The sequence below is a fragment of the Spirosoma montaniterrae genome (genome assembly GCF_001988955.1).
In the GTDB taxonomy this organism is placed as follows: Bacteria; Bacteroidota; Bacteroidia; order Cytophagales; family Spirosomataceae; genus Spirosoma; species Spirosoma montaniterrae.
Genome location: NZ_CP014263.1, coordinates 5,262,962 through 5,278,025, shown reverse-complemented (window position 1 = coordinate 5,278,025; position 15,064 = coordinate 5,262,962). Strand labels below are relative to the sequence as shown.

The 15,064-nt window shown below is 51.6% G+C and carries 10 protein-coding genes, 1 tRNA gene and 1 pseudogene; 6 read left to right on the top strand and 6 right to left on the bottom strand.

What is annotated here, in order from left to right; all coding sequences use genetic code 11:
• Positions 1-5: 5 nt before the first annotated feature.
• Positions 6-824: an enoyl-CoA hydratase/isomerase family protein gene (locus tag AWR27_RS22715; protein WP_077133307.1), complete on the bottom strand. Its 819-nt coding sequence runs from the start codon at positions 822-824 to the stop codon at positions 6-8.
• Between the two features lie 108 nt (positions 825-932).
• On the opposite strand from AWR27_RS22715, the gene AWR27_RS22710 reads away from it, so the two are divergent.
• Positions 933-2,030, top strand: a complete 1,098-nt coding sequence (locus AWR27_RS22710) for a T9SS type A sorting domain-containing protein (protein WP_077133306.1) — start codon at positions 933-935, stop codon at positions 2,028-2,030.
• 9 nt (positions 2,031-2,039) lie between these two features.
• On the opposite strand, the gene AWR27_RS22705 is transcribed toward AWR27_RS22710, so the two are convergent.
• The 4 genes and pseudogenes from AWR27_RS22705 to AWR27_RS22690 form a co-directional block, all read right to left on the bottom strand.
• Entirely contained in the window at positions 2,040-3,017 is a 978-nt protein-coding gene (locus AWR27_RS22705) for a radical SAM protein (protein WP_077133305.1), read from the bottom strand.
• Positions 3,018-3,123: 106 nt separating this feature from the next.
• A complete protein-coding gene (gene accD, locus AWR27_RS22700; protein ID WP_077133304.1) occupies positions 3,124-3,966 on the bottom strand; it encodes an acetyl-CoA carboxylase, carboxyltransferase subunit beta in 843 nt (280 codons plus the stop codon).
• A 111-nt stretch (positions 3,967-4,077) separates the two neighbouring features.
• Positions 4,078-5,388 carry a type IX secretion system plug protein gene (locus AWR27_RS22695; RefSeq protein ID WP_077133303.1) on the bottom strand — a complete coding sequence of 437 codons (1,311 nt, stop codon included), beginning with the start codon at positions 5,386-5,388 and terminating at the stop codon, positions 4,078-4,080.
• Between the two features lie 123 nt (positions 5,389-5,511).
• Positions 5,512-7,493, bottom strand: a pseudogene (locus tag AWR27_RS22690) (ABC-F family ATP-binding cassette domain-containing protein).
• A gap of 127 nt (positions 7,494-7,620) precedes the next feature.
• Between AWR27_RS22690 and AWR27_RS22685 the strand changes: the two are divergent.
• A tRNA-Thr gene (locus tag AWR27_RS22685) sits at positions 7,621-7,693 on the top strand.
• A gap of 273 nt (positions 7,694-7,966) precedes the next feature.
• Positions 7,967-9,667, top strand: a complete 1,701-nt coding sequence (locus tag AWR27_RS22680; RefSeq protein WP_077133302.1) for an AMP-binding protein — start codon at positions 7,967-7,969, stop codon at positions 9,665-9,667.
• Between the two features lie 65 nt (positions 9,668-9,732).
• Here the strand turns inward: AWR27_RS22680 and AWR27_RS22675 are convergent, their stop codons facing one another.
• Positions 9,733-10,089 carry a LytR/AlgR family response regulator transcription factor gene (locus AWR27_RS22675; RefSeq protein WP_232325906.1) on the bottom strand — a complete coding sequence of 119 codons (357 nt, stop codon included), beginning with the start codon at positions 10,087-10,089 and terminating at the stop codon, positions 9,733-9,735.
• A 301-nt stretch (positions 10,090-10,390) separates the two neighbouring features.
• Between AWR27_RS22675 and cysM the strand changes: the two genes are divergently transcribed.
• From cysM to AWR27_RS22660, 3 genes are all read left to right on the top strand, one after another.
• A complete protein-coding gene (gene cysM, locus AWR27_RS22670; RefSeq protein ID WP_077133300.1) occupies positions 10,391-11,272 on the top strand; it encodes a cysteine synthase CysM in 882 nt (293 codons plus the stop codon).
• A gap of 57 nt (positions 11,273-11,329) precedes the next feature.
• On the top strand, positions 11,330-12,385 hold the full coding sequence (locus AWR27_RS22665; protein WP_077133299.1) for a quinone-dependent dihydroorotate dehydrogenase: 1,056 nt from the start codon (positions 11,330-11,332) through the stop codon (positions 12,383-12,385).
• A gap of 86 nt (positions 12,386-12,471) precedes the next feature.
• Positions 12,472-15,045, top strand: coding sequence for an FtsK/SpoIIIE family DNA translocase (locus AWR27_RS22660; protein WP_077133298.1), 2,574 nt, complete (start codon positions 12,472-12,474; stop codon positions 15,043-15,045).
• Positions 15,046-15,064 lie beyond the last annotated feature (19 nt).

Genomic DNA, 15,064 nt, shown 5'->3' with positions numbered 1-15,064 from the left:
CACTTTTAACTCTTCCCCCATTCCGGCCTGCGTTTCTCCAGAAATGCGGCCATCCCTTCTTTGGCGTCGGGGGTTTGCTGAAGTTGCTGAAATTGTTCGTACAAATACGCCTGCTGTTCGTTGGATGGCAGGCTTTTTAGTGTATGTGCGGCTCGAAGTCCATAGTGCAGGGCCGTTGGTGAAAACTGTTTCAACTCGTTAGCTAAGTTGTAGACGGCATCATCTAATTCGTCGGCAGGAACCAAATGCGTAGCCAAGCCAATGTCCTGCGCTTGAGCGGCACTGAGCGTTCGGGCACGCAAGCATAGATCGAGAGCCTGACGAACGGGCATGATGTCGATCAACACAGCCAGCACCTGAAACGGAAATAGCCCACGCTTCACTTCAGGCAAACTAAACGTAGCGTTTTCAGCCGCCAAAACATAGGTACTCCCACCGACCAGCAGAAAACCGCCCGCATACACAGGTCCCTGCACCCGCGCCAGACAGGGTTTGTGCAGACCCGCCATCAACTCACCCAGCCGAACCGGGCCAGCCGGTTCGGGTACGGTCGATGCTTCGGTCTCCCCTTCCGCCAAAGCCCGCAGGTCCATGCCAGCACAGAACGTATCGCCCGCAGCCGCCAGCACTACCAGCCAAACCGTGGCCGTATGGTGAGCATACGCCAGAGCAAAGGCCAGTTCGGCCAGCATAGGCGGGTGTAACGCATTCTTTTTTTCAGGCCGGTTCAGCGTGATTGTCAACACATTGTTATTGAGCGATGTTCGCAGATACCGGAACCCATTGGGTGGCAGTTGGGCGGTTTGTTGAGCAGTGTATAACATAGTGGAAAGGTATAAAATTACCGCTTACGAAATGTTGACAGGCCAATACATGATAGTCTATATAGGCGAAGTTATTCTGATAAATCCAACTCTTTCCTGCTCGTGTTTATGAAAACGCTTACACTTCTCAGCCTGCTTCTGCTTGTTCGCATTGCCGAGGCAACGCACCTGATTGGCGGCTATATTCAGACGAAACCCATCAGTGGCTTGCAGTACGAGATCACTGTCACCCTATATATGTACGAAATAGGCGGGCAGGTGGCATCGGGTGCCGACGATAACGTATCGATTTGCTTCGGCGATGGTGTAACTCAATCCGTTGCTCGGGTGGCCCGAGTCATTACCGATGACCGGCAGTATAGTAGTAACGTCTATCGAGTTGTACACACCTACCCCGGCCCGGCTACATACCGGGTCACGACGTTTGTGCCTAATCGCACCCCAGCGCGGAATAACGGTGGCCCCAATCAACCCTTCGGTCTGTCGACAACGTTTCTGGCCGGTATGGGACAAACGCCAGCCCTATCTTTTCCGTGGGTCAGCCTTGTGTTGAAAACAAACCAATTAGCGATTGTACCCCTGAAAGCTACTGACGCTGAGGGCGATAGTTTGGCGTATCGGCTGGCATGGCCGCTCGTGAGTCTGGCCAATGTTCCGTGTCAGCCGGGCGATGCCGACGGCTATCAGTATCCCAACGCTGTAGCTCGCCGGGGTGCGTTCACAATCAACAGCCGCACAGGTGATCTGGTTTGGGACGCTCCTACACAGGAAGGGCGTTATAATGTCGCTATTATGGTGTTGGAATATCGGCGTGGGGCACTAATCAGCCAGACCATACAGGAAATCAGCGTTGTTGTGGTCGATCAGCCTGGCACGCCCGGAACGATTCCGCCTTACGAACCTGCGCAAACCATCGGATTGATAACGACAACCGAAGCGTGGCGCGATAACGGCCCATTACTACAGGCATACCCATCGCCAGCCGATGGCACGTTACAGGTAGAACTGCTATCCCCTGTACCTGCGCTGGTCCACCTGACTTTGACCGATGCAAACGGGCGGGTACTACAAACGGCAGAGCCGACACGAGCTACACGCGCTTATGAAAAAGCCCTGAATACAAGCTATTTACAATCAGGCATGTATATACTTCGCGCCGATGTAGACGGGCAAATTCTGACGCGGAAAGTTTTGGTTGAGCATTGAAACCAAGCCCTAAAACAACTGCTTCCAGGTGCCTTTCATCCAATTGTATTTCAGGGTACTCGGCAACGCTTTCCAGAAATACCGGTTTACGTCAACGGCAAAAGATGGCTGCATGTAGCAGTTGATGGCGCAGCCTTCGCAGGCGGGTAAGCGACCTTCTAAAGCCACCATCTTCTGCACCTCTTCCGAGCGATAGAGCGTATACAGATCGTCATTAATCGAGAAATCTTTCAAACCAAGGTGGTAACAGGGCAACACGAGCTTGTTTTCGGGCGAGATCACAATCGTGGTACTACCCGCCCGGCACACGGGTTTGTCGACGTGGTTGCCGCCGTCGCGCCGGAGTTGCACAAACGCGTCGTTCAGGTACACACCGGGTTGCCTGCCCCAGTTGGTTAATTGTTGCAGCGCGTCGGTTGAGAGCGCACCGCCTGTATCAACGCCGTTATACTCAAAAACCGGGTTCAGAATCAATACCAGCTTGTTTGGGCGGCAGATAGTATCATACATATCCCTGATCTGCTGCACGTTATGCTCGAAAACCGTGAACAGAATGTCAGGGCGTTCGCCGAGTTGCCGGGCTATTTGAATAGACTCCATCACCTTATCGAAACAGCGAACGCCCCGGCTGCGGTCGTGTTCTTCGGCCACGGGCGAATCGAGCGAAAAATGGAGCATGTCGACCAGTCCGCGCAGGCGTTCGGCCTGTTTGGGATACAGCAGCGCGTTGGTCGTAACGGTGGTAATGAAACCAAGCCGTTTGGCCTCCTCAAGCAGTTCGGGCAACTGTCGGTGTAGCAATGGTTCGCCCCCGGTAAAATCAATAACCCGCACTCCCAGCCGCCGAAGGTCGCGCAGGTTAGCACGGGCATTGTCGAGCGTAACGTAGGGCGACGGACGCTCCCAGATATCGCAAAAGCCGCAGGTTGCGTTGCAGCGATACGTGACGTAGTAATTACACAAAACCGGGCTACGAACAAGGCGCATTTTTTTAGTGATGAGTGATGAGTGATAAGTGATGAGTGGCTGACGCCAGTAAAATACGCATACATCAGCCACTCATCACTTATCACTCATCACTCATCGTTTATCACTATTCCAACATCCCAAATAAACTCGACAGTTTATCTTTTAAATCTTTCCGGTCGACGATGAAGTCCAGAAAGCCATGTTCGAGTACAAATTCGGCTTCCTGAAAGCCTTTTGGCAAATCTTTGCCAATGGTTTCGCGGATCACGCGCGGCCCGGCAAAGCCAATGAGCGCGCCCGGTTCGGCAATATTGAAATCGCCCAGCATCGCATACGAGGCCGTAACGCCCCCCGTGGTCGGGTCGGTCAGCAGCGAAACGTAAGGTAGTCTGGCTTGAGACAGCAACGCGAGTTTGGCCGACGTTTTCGCCATTTGCATCAGCGAATAACCGGCTTCCATCATACGCGCCCCGCCCGACCGCGAAATCATCAGAAACGGCGTTCGGCTGGCAATTGCATGATCGATGGCCCGTGCAATTTTCTCGCCGACTACCGACCCCATAGAGCCACCGATGAAGCTAAAGTCCATACAGGCAACCGTCACAATCTGATCATTCATTGGCCCGTAGGCTGTCCGAACGGCATCTTTCAGGCCGGTTTTCATCATGGTCGCTTTTACCCGCCCCGGATACGATTTTGTATCGGTAAAATTGAGTGGGTCTGCCGACATCATGTTTGCGTCGAGTTCGGTAAATGTGTTGTTATCAAAGAGGATGGAAAAGTAGGCTTCGGAACCTATTTTTTCGTGATAATTGCAATGTACGCACGTGTAGGCATTCAGCTTGTGTTCGCGCGTGTGCATGGCTTTTTTGCAGTTCGGACACTGATACCACAGACCGTCGGGGGCTTCCCGTTTCATTTCGGTCGGGGTCTGAATTCCCTTATCTTTTCGGACAAACCAGGACATTTTCGGGCAACAGTTAACAGCTACCAACTATCAGTAAGTAACTGTGGGTTAATTGGGGCGTAAAGGTACGAAAGAAAACAGGTGAGCTGATTACCTGTTACGCCGGGTTATTCATTTTCGTCGGTTTACGCCAATACGCCGGTAGCCCACCAACTGATCGGCGCGGGCGGCTGGCGGGCGATGATAAACAAACACTTCGTACTCATTCTCCGTAGCCGAATAGCTGCCTTCAATGTACATTTCATCGATACGGGGCTGCGAACCGCTAGTCTGCACTACGTAATTGTAGTTATACACGCCCTGTTTCAGCAAAATAGCCGCCCGATACGTGCCTTCTCCGGCGTCGAACGTCATACGGTTACGGTCGTTTAGCTGCCACAGATTGAACGCACCATTTACGAACAGGCTCACCCCCGGAATTTCGGGGGTACGCAGCGTAAACACGGTCTCGATGTAATCGGCCCCGGTGGCTCCGTTGCCCGTTTCGCGATTGTCGATGATGTATTGGCCGTTAAAGTCATCGCTCTGAATGTATGCGCCCTGACTGCGCGGCACGTCGGCCTGCACATACGCTATGTTACGGTCGGCAGGGCGGTTGATGCGCTCAATAAAATTGCCACGCGAAACCACTGTACGAATGTCGAAAAACCGGAACTCATTACCCCCCGGTATGGTATTGCTCAGGTCGACCACCCGATATTCCAGCACCTGATCGAAAGCCCGCACGTTGGTCGGACGCAGGTTGGTAAGAATCCGGTCGTCGCGGTAGTTCTGACGAATGACTACCCGAAAGTCGTCTTGTGGCGAAAGTACCTGATAGCCTTTGTAGTCGATGTTGAGGTCGATTTGCTGGTCGGTGAACTGCCGGGCCGGGTCGGTCGAGAAACGAACGGCGGCAGCCACCGTCAGCCGGTTCTGGTAGGTACTAAACCGGCGCGTAAGAATTGTATTGCGCGGATTTCGCTCATCATACACCACTAACAGATAGTTGCCGGGTAGTTTGACACGCGGCAGTGTGAAGCGGTAATGGTAGTACGGAACCTTGGCATTGACCGACACGGCATAGTCGGTAATCGGGTTGTCGTTATATTCAAACGTATACTCAATATCGTTCAGTACCGATTTCTGCCAGTTGGCATCACAATGCACTAATTTTGCCCGAAATGACCGGTAGTCAGCCGTTAAATCATCGAATTCCAGTTGGAGCGGTACCGGCTCATCGAGCGACACAACAGGCGGATTCAACAGGAGCGTAGGCGATCCGGCATCCCGGTCGGCAGGCTTTTGGCTGATAAGCGGATACAACAGTACCGTCTGCACCTGCGGGTCATAGATCCGGTCGATGTTCGGCACCGACTGAGCAAAGGCATGTGGCAGTGAAAGATGAAGAATGAAAAATGCGAAGGCCAGTGGCTTTGTCATAATAGAAAAGGGAACACGGATTAAACGGATGAAGCGGATAAACACAGATTGCTTTTGGAAAAAAAGTTGAAATCCGTGGTGATCTGTGTCATCCGTTTAATCCGTGTTCCTCTTCAAAAAACGTCAGGCGATTTTCTTTTCCAGTTCTTCTGCCTCGAGCATAGCCGCTTCCCAAACGTCCTGAAGCTGATTAATTTCGGCTTTTACGCGATGATATTCATCGTTTTTAGCCTGCATCAGTTTACTGTCGCCGTAAGTAGCAGGGTCAGCCAGTTCTGCTTCGAGTCGTTTTTTGCGCTCCTCCAGTTGACTAATCTTTCCTTCTGATTCTTCGACTTGCTGCGTTAAGCGTTTTAGTGTCCGTTGCCATTCTTTGCGCTCATCGTCAGTAGCGGTTTTAGGCGACCGGTGTTCTGACTGACCATTGGTCTGGGTGTGCGCTTTTTGCTGGCGCGAAGGAGACGCAACATCTTGCCGCTCCGGCGTACCGGTCTCTACAGGGGACGATTTCTTTTCTTCCAGCCACCATTCGTATTCGTCATACGTGCCGGGGTACTCTTTGATTTGCTCGTCTTCGATGTACCAGATTTTGTTGGCAATCTGCGACACGAAATAGCGGTCGTGCGAGACCACTACATACGTGCCTTCATACTGTTCGAGAGCCTGAATCAATATATTTACCGACTGCATATCGAGGTGGTTGGTCGGTTCGTCCAACAGTAGAAAATTGGCCTGCGATAACAGCACCTTTGCCAACGCCACCCGCGACTTTTCGCCCCCGACAGCACCTTAATTTTCTTGAACACTTCGTCGTTGGAGAACAGAAAGCAGCCCAATACGCCCCGCAATTCGCCTTCGGTTTTGGTTGGGTTAGCGTGTTTTAGCTCATCTAAGAGCGTATCATCCACGCTCAATGATTCTAACTGGTGCTGGGCGTAAAAACTGAACGATACGTTGTGGCCCAATACACGCTTACCGTCGTTGACTGGCTCTGAACCCGAAATAATCCGTAGCAGCGTGGATTTGCCCCGTCCGTTAGCTCCGATCAGCGCAACCTTATCGCCCCGTTCGAGCCGAACGTCGGCGTGGGTCAGAATACGCTTGGGGCCGTAGTGTTTTGTGATATCGTCGAGGTGCAGGATATGCCGCCCCGGCTGAGTCGAGAACTGAAATTTAAAGTTTACCCGCGCCGATTCGTCAATTACAGCGTCGACCAGCTCCATGCGAGCCAGTTGTTTTACCCGGCTTTGGGCTTGCTTAGCTTTAGTAGCTTTAGCTTTGAAGCGTTCGATAAACCGCTCTGTCTGCCTGATTTTGGCTTGCTGGTTTTCGTATGCTCCTTTCTGAATCTCATTTCGCAGTGCTTTCTCTTCGAGATAAAATGAATAATTACCGGCGTAATAGTTCAGTTTGGCATTGGCCACTTCAACCGTTACATCTATCACATTATCTAAGAACTCACGGTCGTGCGAGACCACGATTACGGCTCCTTCGTAGGTTTGAATGTATTTTTCGACCCACTGAATCGAGGGTAAATCGAGGTGGTTGGTCGGCTCATCGAGCATCAACAGGGCTGGTTTTTGCAGCAGCAGTTTGGCGAGCATCACACGCATTCGCCAGCCGCCCGAAAACTGCCGAAGTGGCTTTTGCAGATCTTCGGTGCTGAAACCCAGCCCTTCCATAATTTCTTCGGCCCGTGCCTGTACCGTGTAGCCATCGAGCGCGTCAAATTCTTCCTGCACCTTACCTAACTTATCGACTAACTCGTCGCGGTAGTTAGTTTCCATTTCGTGGAGCAACTCATCAATTTGCTTCTGCAACTGATTTTGCCGCTCAAATGCCTGCATGGCCACGCTCAGAATCGAGTCGTCGGTCTGATAGGAGAGCAAATCCTGATTGAGGAAGCCGAGTGTAACATCGCCTGCTTTGGATATGGTGCCGCCATCGGGCTGGTATTCGCCGTTGATAATGCGCAGCAGGGTCGACTTCCCTGTACCGTTGAGACCGATAAGGCCGATTTTCTGATTCGGCTTGATATGCAGCGACGCGTTTTCGTAAAGTGCCCGGCTACCGAGGTAGTACGACAGGTTGGTAATGGAAATCATGCTACAAATTTACCGAAAATGCCGGGCGTGTCGCAAAAAATGAGACGCAAACCAGACAAAAAAAGAGACGCAAAGGGTTGCGTCTCTACAGATACACGCCTATATTTGCACCCGCAATCAGCTAAAAGCCTCCTTAGCTCAGCTGGTAGAGCGACGCATTCGTAATGCGTAGGTCGCAGGTTCGAATCCCGTAGGAGGCTCAACGTTTGAATTCAGGCTAATCCGTTTCAGAGCAAAAACGCTCGTAATGAATGGATTAGCCTTTTTTATTTGTCACACTTTGACAATATATAGTATGGTTTCTACTTATTTGCCTGCTACTGATAAACTATCCTGACTACGTTAGTAATTTATACACAGGTACTAATTAAAAGGTGAATTTCTACCTCTCGTCAGGTCTTTATTCGCACTGGCCGAACAAACCTTTCCGGCTTTTGTTTTATTTTTGCTAAAAAACCTACAATAGCCACCACATGGAGACCCAGCAAACTAACTTGACTTATCCCTGGCGACGCTTTTACCCCAAAGGCGTACCTCACGAAATAAACCCCGATGCGTATCCCTCGCTGGCAGCTCTGATGGAAGAAGGCTTTCAGCGTTTCGCCGACCGCCCTGCCTATGCCTGCATGGGTAAGCATATCACGTTCAGCGAGTTAGATAAACTGTCGCAGCAATTCGCATCGTTTTTGCAGAACGACTTGAAACTGCAAAAAGGGGATCGTATTGCCATTCAAATGCCAAATACGCTGCAATACCCAGTGGCGATGTTCGGTGCGTTGCGGGCCGGGCTGGCGGTGGTAAATACCAACCCGCTTTATACCCCTCGCGAAATGCAGCATCAGTTCAAAGATTCGGGGGCGAAGGCCATAGTTATTCTGGCAAACTTTGCCGGGAATCTGGAAAAAATTCTGGACAGAACCGATATTAAGCATGTGGTCATCACAGAGTTAGGCGATTTACTGGGATTCCCGAAAAAACTGCTTGTAAACGCTGTTGTCAAGTACGTTAAGAAACTGGTTCCTGCTTATAAACTGCCGAACGCTATTTCGTTTGGCGATGCGCTGAACCGGGGCATCCGACAACCGTTCCGCCCCGTCGACATCAAGAATACGGATATGGCGTTTGTGCAATACACCGGCGGCACAACGGGCGTATCGAAAGGGGCCGTACTAAGCCACCGCAATATCATTTCAAACGTTGAATGCCAGCATGTCTGGATGAGTCCGGGTAATGTATCAGATGGCGAAGGCGTTATTGTGGCTGCGTTGCCGCTATATCACGTATACGCACTGACAACCAACGCATTAGCCGCTTTGAAGAGTGGAGCTATGAACCTGCTCATTACAAACCCGCGCGACCTGAATGCGTTTATTGATGATCTGAAAAAATATAAGGTAACGGCTTTTACGGGCGTCAATACGCTCTACAATGGCCTGTTGAACCACCCGCGCATCACCGAGGTCGACTGGAGCTATCTGAGTGTAACGTCGGCGGGCGGTATGGCTTTGCAAACTACCGTGGCCGAGCGTTGGGCAAAACTGACCGGCAACACCCCCTGCGAAGGCTACGGCCTGACCGAAACGTCGCCCGTGCTGTGTTCCAATCCCGTCGACGGATCGGTGCGAGTGGGAACTATCGGTATTCCCTGGCCCAGCACCGACATGAAAATTATCCGTGAAGACGGCACTGACGCAGCCATTGGCGAGCCGGGTGAGATTGTGGCGCGTGGCCCGCAGGTATTTGGCGGCTACTATAACCGTCCCGACGAAACGGAAAAGTGCATGATCGATGGGTGGTTTAAAACCGGTGATGTGGGCGTGATGAATGAAGACGGTTTTTTCAAAATCGTTGATCGCAAGAAAGACATGATTTTAGTATCGGGCTTCAACGTATACCCGAACGAGATCGAAGACGTTGTAGCCCAGTGTCCCGGCGTTCTGGAAGCGGCCTGTATTGGCGTACCCGACGCAAAATCGAACGAAGCCGTGAAAGTCTTCGTCGTGAAAAAAGACCCGGAATTGACCGTTGACACAATCAAGGCGTTCTGCCGCGAAAACCTCACAGCCTACAAAGTACCCAGATACATTGAGTTTCGGACTGAACTACCCAAATCGAATGTTGGTAAAATCCTGCGGAAGCCGCTGCGGGACGAAGAATTAGCAAAAATAAAGTAAATCGTTGCCAGCAAGGCATAATCGGTTGGTAGTTAAGCTATCAACCGATTATGCCTTGCTGATTTTTAGGCTTCTATCGCTTGTAATTCCTGCTGAAACCCTTTCACCTGCCTGATAAAGTTGCTGGCTTTTCGGCGCGAGACTTCAACGCGGTCGCCGTTGACAAGGCTCACGCTCAACTGCTGCCGGTCGGGATGAATGCCTTCCAGATACAGCAGATTGATGATGTTTTTCTTGTGCGGACGCACGAACACATTCGAAGGCAACCGGCTTTGCATCTTCTTCAGCGTCAGCGAAACCATCAATTGGGTGCCGTCATCAAAATGAAACACGGTGTAGTTGCCCTCGCCTTCGAGCCGTACAATGCGGTGCATGGGCATTTTTTTGCGGTATCCCCAGAAAGGAAGTGTGAGATCAGACATGTCGAATTGACCCGCAATTTGCTTGACATGCGCGTTCGTCAACGGTTTGGTTAAAACAGCTGCTTTCATTGTATGTGATTTTATGGTGTGAATAACAAAATGCCGATGTGTAACTGACCCATTAAAGGAATTGCCGCACACTACGCATTTGTAAAGCAAGTTTACAAAAAATTCAGTATCAAGCAATTAAAGAGAGTAAAAGTTTAATGAAACTATTGTTGAGAACTGGTTCGGGGGTTCGGTCGAACTAATCAGACGTGATTCGGCTTGACACAAATACGCATACCTTACTTATTATTTCATGGCTACTTTGCTCGATTTAGTTGGTAATACGCCCTTGGTTGAAATTAACCGGATGGGTGCCAATCGAATCAATCCGAACGTTAAAATTTACGGCAAATTAGAAGGCAACAACCCCGGCGGCAGCGTGAAAGACCGGGCGGCTTCCAGTATGATTGAGGGAGCTTTGTTGCGGGGCGATCTGAAACCGGGTATGAAGCTCATTGAAGCTACGAGCGGTAATACAGGCATTGCCCTTGCTATGATTGCCCGGCTTTATAGTATCGACATTGAACTGGTTATGCCTGCTAACTCGACCCGCGAACGCGTACTGACCATGGAAGCGTTTGGCGCAAAAGTTATCCTGAGCGAAACCATCGAAGCGGCCCGCGATTATGCCGAGGCTCAGGTGCAGCAAGGTGGCTACCTGATGCTGAATCAGTTTGCTAACCCCGACAATTATCTGGCCCACTACCGGACCACCGGCCCCGAAATCTGGCGCGATACCGCCGGGCAGATTACGCATTTCGTGTCGTCGATGGGCACAACGGGCACTATTATGGGTACATCGCGTTTCCTGAAAGAACAAAATTCCACCGTCCAGATTGTGGGGTGCCAGCCTACCGACGGGTCGTCTATTCCCGGCATTCGCAAATGGCCGACTGAGTACCTGCCCAAAATCTATGATGCCCAGCGCGTTGATCGAATCATTGAGGTATCGGAAGCCGATGCTGTTGAAACAACGCGGCAATTAGCCAATGTCGAAGGTATTTTTGCAGGCATGAGCAGTGGGGGCAGCGTATGGTCGGCTCTGAAATTGGCTGAAGAGCTTGAGTCGGGCGTTATCGTTTGCATCATCTGCGACCGGGGCGACCGCTACCTGTCGTCGGGGTTGTTTGGGTAATATGCAGTCGCCCCGCTGAGTTCGTGTTGTATCTTTGCCGGTTTGGTTTTACAAAGTATGTACAAACGCATTCTTCTTCCGATTCTGTTTCGGTTCGACGCCGAAACGATTCACCATACCGTAACATCGCTGCTGAAATTCGCGCTGGCGATACCGGGCGTGTCGGCCATCTGCCGTAAGCTATACGTGCTGGAAGATAAACGACTGGAACGCACGGTGTTTGGGCTAACGTTTCCAAATCCGGTGGGGATGGCGGCTGGGTTCGATAAAAATGCGGAGCTGGTCAGCGAGTTAAGCGACCTGGGTTTTGGCTTTGTAGAAATAGGCACCGTAACGCCCCGCCCGCAGCCGGGCAACCCGCGCCCACGTCTGTTTCGCCTGAAAGCCGACGCAGGACTGATTAATCGGATGGGGTTCAACAACAAAGGCGTTGGTCCGGCAGTGGAGCGGCTACGCAACGTTGGCCGTAACCGGGTAGGTCAACCTGATGGCGGTCGACGTGTAATTGTAGGCGGCAACATCGGCAAAAATAAGGATACGCCTAATGAGCAGGCCCTGAGCGATTATCTGGCAAGTTTTCGGGAATTGTTTGATGTAGTCGATTACTTCGTGGTCAACGTCAGTTCGCCCAATACGCCCGGTCTGCGCGATTTACAGGAACGCGAACCACTCACGAACCTGCTTACGGCTCTCCAGGCCGAGAATCGGCTCTATGCTGCACCGAAGCCGATCCTGCTTAAAATTGCCCCCGATCTTACCAACGGGCAGTTAGACGACATCATTGCCATCGTTTCCGAAACGGGCATCGCGGGTGTCATTGCCACCAACACCACTGTCAGCCGCGCTAACCTGCTGACCGATGCTGCCATAGTTGAGCAGATGGGTGCGGGTGGCGTTAGTGGGCAGCCGCTGCGCGAACGGGCTACGGAAGTGATCCGCTATCTGCATACTAAATCAGGAGGAGCGTTTCCGATCATCGGCGTCGGGGGTATTGCGTCGGCGGCAGATGCACAGGAGAAACTACAGGCCGGAGCTTCGCTGGTACAGGTCTATACCAGCTTCATTTATGAAGGGCCGGGGCTGGCGAAGAAAATCTGCCAGGGAATACTTTAGCCCGATGCCTATATTTTCTGCGCTATTCTGCATGGTTTTTCGTTAAAAGGGCGAAATTTACTTCTGCTACCGCCCTACTCAATCGCATGGCTCAACCAACTACACCACCTCGCCCAAACACTATCCGACGAAACACCGAACGTACTGAACCCCGCCAACCCCGCATGATGCGCGACAAAGCTTCGGTTAATGGGTCGCGGCTGCCGTCGTTCAACTGGGGAGCGGCTCTCGACCGCTGGTTTACCGATCAGCGTTTCACGCTCACATTGGGCGTGTTGCTGATGGTGTTGGCCGTTGGGTTGCTGGTGGCATTTGTTTCTTATTTGATTAACGGCAACGCCGACCAAAGCACGGTCGACGCGGGCATGGGACAGTCGCTGGCAGAGTCGGCGACAGAAACGCGAAACTGGCTGGGCCTGGCTGGTGCAGCGGTGGCGCACGTGTTTGTGTTCCGGTGGTTTGGCGTGGGTGCGCTGGCTTTACCGGTAATCGTATTTCTGGCGGGGGCAAAGCTCACCTTCAGGCGCGAGTTGCTGCCGTTGCAGCGCACAACGGCAGGGCTATTGTTTGCGGCTGTCTGGTGCAGTCTGGTTCTGGGCTACGTTGTACTGACAACTGATTCTGCCGAAACGGCCAGTGTCTGGTGCGGGGGTATTGGTTACGAAACCAACGTGGCTCTCTACGGCCTCTTCGGCTGGGGCAATCTGGCACTCATCGGCTTCCTGCTATTCAGCTTCGTTGTTTACTTCTTCGACGTTCGGAACCTGAAAATGCCCGATTTTTCGGCACAACGACCAACCAAACGCCGATATACCGACGATTCGACGTTTCAGACGTTCGATGAGAGCGAACAGACTGATGAACCCGAAAACGATGAAGCTCCTGAAACGGCTGACCAGACTCCTCAGAAATACGCAACGCCAATTGCAGAGACACCAACCGAAATTCAACCTAATCAGGTAAGTAATCAACCCATAGAAACACCACTACCCGACGTGGTAACGCAATCATCAGGGGTAGCGTTCTCGGTTAAAAACCGCGATGCTATCAGTGACGAACCTGATAGCGAAGTGGATGTAATGCCCACGCCGGCCTTTGAACCCGACCCGTTTGAAGACGACGACCTGGTTGCGATTCACGGCCTTTATGACCCTACCCTCGACCTGCCGCAGTATCAATATCCAACGAACAATCTGCTGACAGACTACCCGAACAGCCGCAAAGGCTCGGTCTCTGACGATGAACTGACGGCAAACAAAGAACGCATTGAAAATACGTTGAGGAACTTCGGTATTGAAATCGATTCCATTCAGGCATCCATCGGCCCAACAGTTACGCTGTACGAAATTGTACCGGCTAAAGGTGTCAGGATATCCAAAATCAAAAGCCTCGAAGACGATATCGCGCTGAGTTTGTCGGCTTTGGGCATTCGGATTATCGCGCCGATGCCCGGTCAGGGTACTATCGGCATTGAAGTGCCCAATAAAAACCGCGAGATGGTATCGATGCGGTCGATGATTACCAGCGAGGTGTTTAGCAACAGCAAGTTCGATTTGCCGGTGGTGCTGGGCAAAACCATCTCGAACGAAATCTATATTGCCGACCTCGCCAAAATGCCGCACCTGCTCATGGCCGGTGCCACAGGGCAGGGTAAGTCGGTAGGTCTGAATGTATTGCTGACGTCGCTGATTTATAAAAAACACCCGTCGCAGTTGAAGTTAGTGCTCGTTGACCCCAAGAAGGTTGAACTAACGCTGTTCAATAAACTCGAACGGCATTTCTTAGCCAAGCTGCCCGATTCTGAAGAGCCAATCATCACCGATACCAAGAAAGTAGTTAATACGCTCAACTCGTTGTGTATCGAGATGGACAATCGCTACAATCTGCTGAAAGATGCCGGTTGTCGCAATTTGAAAGAATACAACGCGAAGTTTGTGAAACGGCGGCTAAACCCCGAAAAAGGGCACCGGTTTCTGCCGTATATCGTGCTGATTATCGATGAGTTGGCCGATCTGATGATGACCGCTGGGAAAGAAGTAGAGCAGCCTGTTGCCCGATTGGCGCAGTTGGCACGAGCTATCGGCATTCACCTCGTAGTGGCAACGCAGCGGCCTTCGGTCAACGTCATTACGGGCTTGATTAAAGCCAACTTCCCCGCACGACTATCCTTTAAAGTGACCTCAAAAATTGACTCGCGCACCATCCTTGACACGGGCGGAGCCGAACAGTTAGTGGGCATGGGCGACATGCTGCTATCGTCTAATTCTGACATCATCCGGCTACAGTGCCCCTTTGTCGATACCAATGAAATTGAAGAACTCTGTGATTTCGTAGGTAATCAGCGTGGCTATGAGGCCGCTTATGCACTACCCGAATTTGTGGGCGATGAGGGTGGACAAGGCGATGATAAAGACGTGGACCTCGACAACCGCGACCCCATGTTCGACGAAGCCGCCCGGCTCATTGTCATTCATCAGCAGGGCAGTACCTCGCTCATTCAGCGTAAACTTAAACTCGGCTACAACCGGGCTGGTCGGCTGGTCGATCAGTTGGAAGCGGCTAAAATTGTTGGCCCTTTTGAAGGCAGTAAAGCCCGCGACGTACTCGTAACTGACTTGCAGACACTGGAGGAGATGCTGAAACGGCTTAAGAGAGAGTGATCAGACTAATAAACTTTTC

What these genes read in the sequence shown, in the direction of transcription:
- AWR27_RS22660 (WP_077133298.1), top strand. Translation starts at nt 12,472, where the DNA reads ATGGCTCAACCAACTACACCACCTCGCCCAAACACTATCCGACGAAAC.
- accD (WP_077133304.1), bottom strand. Translation starts at nt 3,966, where the DNA reads ATGTCCTGGTTTGTCCGAAAAGATAAGGGAATTCAGACCCCGACCGAA.
- AWR27_RS22705 (WP_077133305.1), bottom strand. Translation starts at nt 3,017, where the DNA reads ATGCGCCTTGTTCGTAGCCCGGTTTTGTGTAATTACTACGTCACGTAT.
- AWR27_RS22665 (WP_077133299.1), top strand. Translation starts at nt 11,330, where the DNA reads ATGTACAAACGCATTCTTCTTCCGATTCTGTTTCGGTTCGACGCCGAA.
- cysM (WP_077133300.1), top strand. Translation starts at nt 10,391, where the DNA reads ATGGCTACTTTGCTCGATTTAGTTGGTAATACGCCCTTGGTTGAAATT.
- AWR27_RS22715 (WP_077133307.1), bottom strand. Translation starts at nt 824, where the DNA reads ATGTTATACACTGCTCAACAAACCGCCCAACTGCCACCCAATGGGTTC.
- AWR27_RS22710 (WP_077133306.1), top strand. Translation starts at nt 933, where the DNA reads ATGAAAACGCTTACACTTCTCAGCCTGCTTCTGCTTGTTCGCATTGCC.
- AWR27_RS22680 (WP_077133302.1), top strand. Translation starts at nt 7,967, where the DNA reads ATGGAGACCCAGCAAACTAACTTGACTTATCCCTGGCGACGCTTTTAC.
- AWR27_RS22675 (WP_232325906.1), bottom strand. Translation starts at nt 10,089, where the DNA reads ATGTCTGATCTCACACTTCCTTTCTGGGGATACCGCAAAAAAATGCCC.
- AWR27_RS22695 (WP_077133303.1), bottom strand. Translation starts at nt 5,388, where the DNA reads ATGACAAAGCCACTGGCCTTCGCATTTTTCATTCTTCATCTTTCACTG.